The sequence below is a fragment of the Kitasatospora sp. NPDC059160 genome (assembly GCF_042755465.1).
Taxonomy (GTDB): Bacteria; Actinomycetota; Actinomycetes; order Streptomycetales; family Streptomycetaceae; genus Kitasatospora.
In genome coordinates, this window is record NZ_JBHZCN010000209.1 from 1 (window position 1) to 6086 (window position 6086).

Here is a 6086-nt window from a genome sequence, read left to right on the forward strand (position 1 = left end):
AGCGCCGCCAGCCGGCCGACCGCCACCGGCTCGACCCGCGCCAGCACCAGCCCACCCGTCACCGCCAGCAGCAACGGCGCGGCCACCAGCAGCGGGTCCAACCCGCCACCCGTCCCCACACCCCGACGCCGGACCTCGGCCACCGCCGCCACCGTGACCGCCAGCACCGCCAGCTCACCCACCAGCCGACGCCGGCCACCCGCGGCCCGCCCGCGCGACCACAACAGCGCCGCCCGCGCGGGGAAGGCCAGCAGCGCGATCGACGCCGCCACCACGGCGGCCAGCACCGCGCCCTCCCACCGCGGCGTCGGCAGCAGCACCACCGCGAGCGCCGCACCGGCCACCGCGGCCGGCAGCACCGTCACCGCGCCCTCACCGACCAAGCGCCCCAGCACCCCGGTCCGCGAACCGCCACGGGCCCGCAGCAACCGGATCTCCGCGGCTCGCCGGTCGGTGGTCAGCGCCGCGGCCAGGAACAGCACCACGACCGCGACACCCGCGACACCGGCCGGGCCGATCGTGCTGAGCGGCAACGACGCCCGGTAACGGTCGTCCGCCCGGCTCAGGATGTCCGTCAGGCTGGAGCCGGTCCGCAGGTCGCCGCGCAGGGTGACGCCGGACAGGTTCGTGGCGCCCGGCCCGGTCTGGAGGGAGCTGACCACGGTCCGGGTCCGGGCGAGCTGGTCGGCGCGCAGCGCGCCGGGGTCGACGGGCAGCCGCCAGAAGTTCTCGGCGCCCGAACCCCAGCGCGCCAGCGCGGCCAGGCCGGCGCCGTCGACGAAGCCGCTGGTCGCCCAGTGCTCGTGCTCGGGGACCGGCTTGAGGCAGGCCCGGGCCGGGCAGCCGAGGTTGTCCCAGAACGGGTCGTGGGGGTCGTTGATCCGGTAGAAGCCGACCACCACGGTGGTCCGCTTGGCGCCCACGCCGTCCACGCCGTTGTCGATGACGTCACCGAGCTTGATGTGGATGGTGTCGGCGGCCGTCCTGCTCAGCACGATCGGCAGCGGACCGTCGCCGGTGCCGGGGGTCGGCCAGGTGCCGTCGGTGAGGGTGGCCCGGTCGGCCAGGTCCTGGAGGTAGAACAGGCCGATCTCGGGGTCGGTGCTGTCCGAGATCCGGACGTACTCCGGGTTGCGCATCGTGCGCCCGCTCAGGGCGCGGGCGCCGTGGGCCTGGCCCGCCTGGGCCAGCGTCAGCTGCCGGCCGACCGTCTCGGTCAGCTGCCGCTGCACCCGGTCGAGCACGACGGCGTTGTCGTCGAGCTGCGTCCGGGAGGTGACCTGGAGGCTGGTCGCGTTGAGGCCCTTCTGGCCGACGAAGTCGCGCAGCGCCGCGTCCGCGCCCCGGTCCGCGATCCGCGGGAAGGCCGCCGCCAGGAAGACGGTGACGAACGCGAGCACCGCCATCAGCAGCGCGGCGAGCGGGTTCGCCCGCAGCCGGGTGGGGACCCAGCGCGCGGGCCGGTGGGCCGGACGGTGGGCGGTGTCGGGGGCGGGCACGGGGGTGCCGGCCTGGGTGGTCACATCTCCTCCACGTGGCGCAGCCGGTTGGCCACGTCTCGACGGCGGCGTCCGATCAGGAAGGCCGACAGCAGCGGGGCGACGGCGATCGCGGCCGCGAACAGCAGGGCCTGGCCGACGGGCAGGTCGATCAGGGCCTCGGGCAGGGGGCGGTGGGCGGCGGGTGTCAGGACCACGAACGGGACGATCAGGTGGACCAGCAGGGCGCCGAGGGCGATCCCGACCGTCCCGCCGAGCCCGACCAGCAGCGCCTGTTCGGCCGCGACGGTGCGGGTGACCTGCTTGCGCGGCGCACCCAGGGCGAGCAGCAGCGCGGAGTCCCGGGCGCGCTCGTGGGCGGAGCCGGCCACGGCGGCGACGAAGCCGATCGCGGCGAGCAGGGCGGTGACGAGCGCGATGGCCATCAGCGCGTTCTGCGGGGCGGCGCCCACCGGGTCGCTGAGCATCCCCTCGGTGACCTCGTCGGAGAGCTGGACGTCCTGGGTGCCCGGGGCGGCCCGCACGGCGGCGGCCAGTTCGGCCGGAGCGCGGTCGCCGGGCCCGGTGGCCGGCAGCCACCACTCGGCGTGGCTGGGCAGCACCCGGCCCTGCGCGGCCAGCAGCCGCGCCACGGTGTCGAGGTCGACGACCAGCGCGCTGCGGCCGCCGACCGGCACGGCCTCGACCGCCTTGGTGATCTTGACCGGGACGACGCCCCCGGCGAACGGCACCCGGACGACGTCGCCGGCGGAGCCGCCGATGAGCTTGAGGTAGTCCTTGGTGGCGACGCCGGACACGGTCGTCGGAACGTCCGTCCCGGCGGTGCCGAGGACGGCCCGCAGGGAGAGGCCGGTGCCCCTCGCGAAGCGGTAGTCGACGGTGAACAGCCGCCCGGCGTCGGCGGGTTCGGGCGCGACGGCGACCAGCGGGGCCTCCCCGCTCTTGAGCGCCGGACCGTCGACCACGTCCCCCTTCCAGGAGAGGCCGGCCGGCACCGGGACCTCGGTCGCGGGGCCGTCGGCGCTGTCCGAGACGGCCAGCCGGCCGACGGTCACCTCGCCCTCGGCCCGGTCGCTGTAGGAGACGGTCGCCCCGACCAGGGTCAGCGGCGCGGCGACGGAGCCCATCGGCGCGTCGACCAGCGTGGTCAGCGGGGCCGAGGCGTGCTGCTGACCGCTGACCGGGAGGCCGACGAACGGGGCCTTGTGGACGTAGCCGTTGCGGTCCCGCAGCAGCAGGGTCACCTCCGGCGGGGAGGGGGCCATCGGGTGCATCCCGGTGAACAGGCCGGTGTTGTCGACCGTCTGTCGGATGGACAGGTCCGCGTCGATCCGTAGCGGGCGGCCGGGGAGCGGGACCCCGCCCTTGGCGCCGGTCGGGGCCGGCTGGGCGAGCGGGCCGAACACCGCCGCCCGGTCGGCCCCGTCGAGCAGGTCGGCGCGGATCGGGACGCGGTCGGCGACGGCGGCCGTGTCCAGGGCGAGCAGTTGGCCCGTGCCGGCCGGGAGCGGCTGCTGCTCGTGGTAGACCGGGATCAGCCGGTCGCCGCCGGGCAGCGCGCCGTAGCGGCCGCCCTGGCCCATCAGCGCGGTGTGCGCGGCGGATATCCGCAGGCCGCCGGCCGTGTCGAAGGCGGCCTGGTCGCGCTGGGAGTCGGTCCAGGTGGCGTGCTGGCCGAGCGCGAGCACGCCGGTGGCCACGGCCATCACCAGCAGCAGCACCGGCCCGTTGGCCCGGGCGGGCTGACGCGACAGCTGCCAGCCGACCATGGCCGGGCCGAGGCCGCTGCCCCGGGCGGCGACCCGGGCGCCCAGCCGGGCGACCAGGGGCAGCAGCCGCAGCACCACCAGGGTTCCCGCGCACAGCGCCAGGGTGGGGGTGGCGACCAGCAGCGGGTCGACGCCGAGCTGTCCGGAGGAGTCGGCGGACAGTCCGCCGCCGTACTGGTCGAGTTGCTGGTAGGCGAGCACGGCCAGGGCGAGCACCGCGAGGTCCCCGCCGTTGCGCGCGATGCCGGAGACCACCGCCTGGCGTCGGCCGGCCTTGCGGCGCAGCGCGGCGCCGGCACCGCGCAGCAGGCCGGGCGCGCTGGCCAGCGCGATGCACAGCAGGGTGCAGAGCACGGCCACCGGCCAGAGCGTCCAGCTCAACCGGGTGTCCAGGGCGATCTGGTGGGCGCGGCCGAGGCCGGCCAGGACGCGGACCACGAACGGTGTGAGCAGCGGTGCGAACACCGCGGCCGGGAGGGCGAGCAGCACCGACTCCATGGCCGTGAATCCGCCGAGCCGGGCACCGGAGGCACCGCGGGCGGCGAGCAGTTCGTTCTCCCGCTCCTGGCGGGTCGAGATCAGCCGGACCACCAGCAGCAGGGCCGCGGCGGCCAGCACGGCGAGTTGCAGCGCGCCGATCAGCAGGGTGGACCGGGCGACCATCAGACTGGCCGACAACTCGCGTACCAGGTCGGGGAGTTCGGTGGCGGCAGTGAGACTGGAGGTCTTCCGCAGGTCGTCGGCCAGGGGCTGGGCCCGCCCGCCGATGGCCTCGGCCGTGTCCTGGTCGACGCCCGCGAAGTCGGCGTCGAGCAGCCAGCCGCGGCTGCTCTGCGGCAGGGCCCCGGCCGCGAAAGCGCTCGGGTCGACCATCATCGGGCCGTAGGTGGTGAATCCGCCGGTCTCGACCTCGTGGCCGCCGATCGGGTCGATGCGCCAGTACGCGGCGAACGGATCGGCGGCCCGGTAGACGCCGGTGACCCGGACGGTCAGCGCCGTGCCGTCGAGCCGGTCGGTGAGCGGGACGTCCACGGGCAGCGCCCGGGCGGTCAGGCCGAGCCGGGCCAGCATGGTCTGCGGCACGGCGACCTGCGGGGCCGCGGAGCGGACCGGCCCGGTGACGGCGCCCGGCCAGGCACCGGCGACCAGGCTCACCCGGGAGCGGTCGAGGTCCGCGAGGACCGTCAGGTCGACCTTGTCCGTGCCGGACTGACCACCCGCCGGGGCGCCCGGCGCCGTGCCGCTCCCGGCCGCCGGGGCGTCACCGCCCGACAGGCCGAAGGATCGGCTGCGCAGCAGGCTGTCGGTGTGGACCGGTAGGTCGCCGAAGAGCTTCTGCCGGTAGGAGGCGAGCGCCTCCTCGTCCTTCTGCCGCTGGTCGGAGCCGTGTTCCGCGGTCACCACCACAGCGGTGCGGGCATGGCCCGGTCCCTGGAGCGCCTGCCGCAGGCCGGCCTGGCCGACGCTGCTGTTGAAGGTCACCAGAGCGGTCAGTACCGCCGTGGTGATCAGTACCGTCAGCAGGACGGCAGCAGCCAGCGGCAGTCGCCCGCGCACCCTGCGCACGACGAAGCCGAGCATCAAGTTCCTCCCCCGGTCTCAGACCCGGTCGCAATCCAGCCCCCACCCGTCGATCCGTTCCGGACCCTCATCGGTCACGGACGGGCACCCCACGGGCGTACCGGCGCAGTGATCACCGGCATTCGATCGCCGGATAGCGGACGATGCTGTCAGATTCGATCCAGGAACGGAAGGGACTTGCGCGAATCAAGTAAGCAATGAGCAAATTCCTTGTATTGGCGACATCCCCGGTGGGGAGAAGCCACTGAAATGCCATGCACACTTCATGACTTCGGGTTCGCCGACCGCCTCCTGACCAGGGAACTTCTCCTTTCGAATTTCTCTGCCCGGGAGGTTGAACCCACGAAAGCACTCCATCCGTTGACCCGAACAGAACCGGGTCGTCACCACCCCAGGGGGACGCCGCATGACGCAAGACCAGGCCGCCGACACCACCCTGACGGCCACCGGCCCGATGGTGGCCGTGTCCGATCTGCGGCGCAGCTTCGGCAGCGGGGAACGGACCGTCCACGCCCTGCGCGGCATCGACTTCTCGATCGAGCGCGGTGAACTCACCGCGCTCAAGGGCCGCTCCGGCTCCGGCAAGACCACGCTGCTCAACCTGGTCGGCGGTCTGGACGCGCCGACCAGCGGCAGCATCGTCCTGGACGGCATCGATCTCGGCGGCCTGGACGAGGACGGCCGGCTCGCCCTGCGGCGGGAGCGGATCGGATTCGTCTTCCAGTCCTTCGGACTGATCCCGATGCTCACCGCCGCCGAGAACGTCGGCGTGCCGATGCGGCTGCGCAAGGTCCCGCCGGCCGAGCGCGAGGAGCGCGCGCACACCCTGCTCGCCCTGGTCGGCCTCGCCGACCACGCCAACCAGCGGCCCGGCGAACTCTCCGGCGGCCAGCAGCAGCGCGTCGCGATCGCCCGCGCACTCGCCAACGACCCCGGCCTGATCATCGCCGACGAGCCCACCGGCCAGCTGGACTCGGAGACCGGCCGCTCGATCATGGAGCTGCTGCGCGCTGTGGTCCGGAGCGAGGGCGTCACCGTCCTGGTCGCCACCCACGACCCGACGCTGATGACCCTCGCCGACCGGGTCATCGAACTCCACGACGGACGGATCCTCGACCAAGAGGCTGAGCAGGCCGCCTAGCAGCGGCGGGCCGGGGCTACGGGCCGGGGGGGGGGGGTGGGGGGGGCCGCCCACCCCCCCCCCCACAACCGCGTCGCGACGGTGGTCGAATGGGGT

Annotated in this window: 2 protein-coding genes and 1 pseudogene; 1 reads left to right on the forward strand and 2 read right to left on the reverse strand. The window is 74.7% G+C overall.

What is annotated here, in order from left to right; translation table 11 throughout:
• Together ACFXOZ_RS41795 and ACFXOZ_RS41800 are read right to left on the reverse strand one after the other, a co-directional pair.
• Positions 1 to 1523, reverse strand: a pseudogene (locus ACFXOZ_RS41795) (hypothetical protein); the annotation flags it as partial.
• Positions 1520 to 4849 (reverse strand): FtsX-like permease family protein, encoded by a 3330-nt coding sequence (locus ACFXOZ_RS41800; protein WP_380595291.1) that lies wholly within the window; start codon positions 4847 to 4849, stop codon positions 1520 to 1522. The pseudogene ACFXOZ_RS41795 and the gene ACFXOZ_RS41800, both read right to left, overlap by 4 nt.
• Before the next feature lie 406 nt (positions 4850 to 5255).
• Between ACFXOZ_RS41800 and ACFXOZ_RS41805 the strand changes: the two genes are divergently transcribed.
• Positions 5256 to 5990, forward strand: coding sequence for an ABC transporter ATP-binding protein (locus ACFXOZ_RS41805; protein ID WP_380527608.1), 735 nt, complete (start codon positions 5256 to 5258; stop codon positions 5988 to 5990).
• The last annotated feature ends 96 nt before the right edge of the window (positions 5991 to 6086 follow it).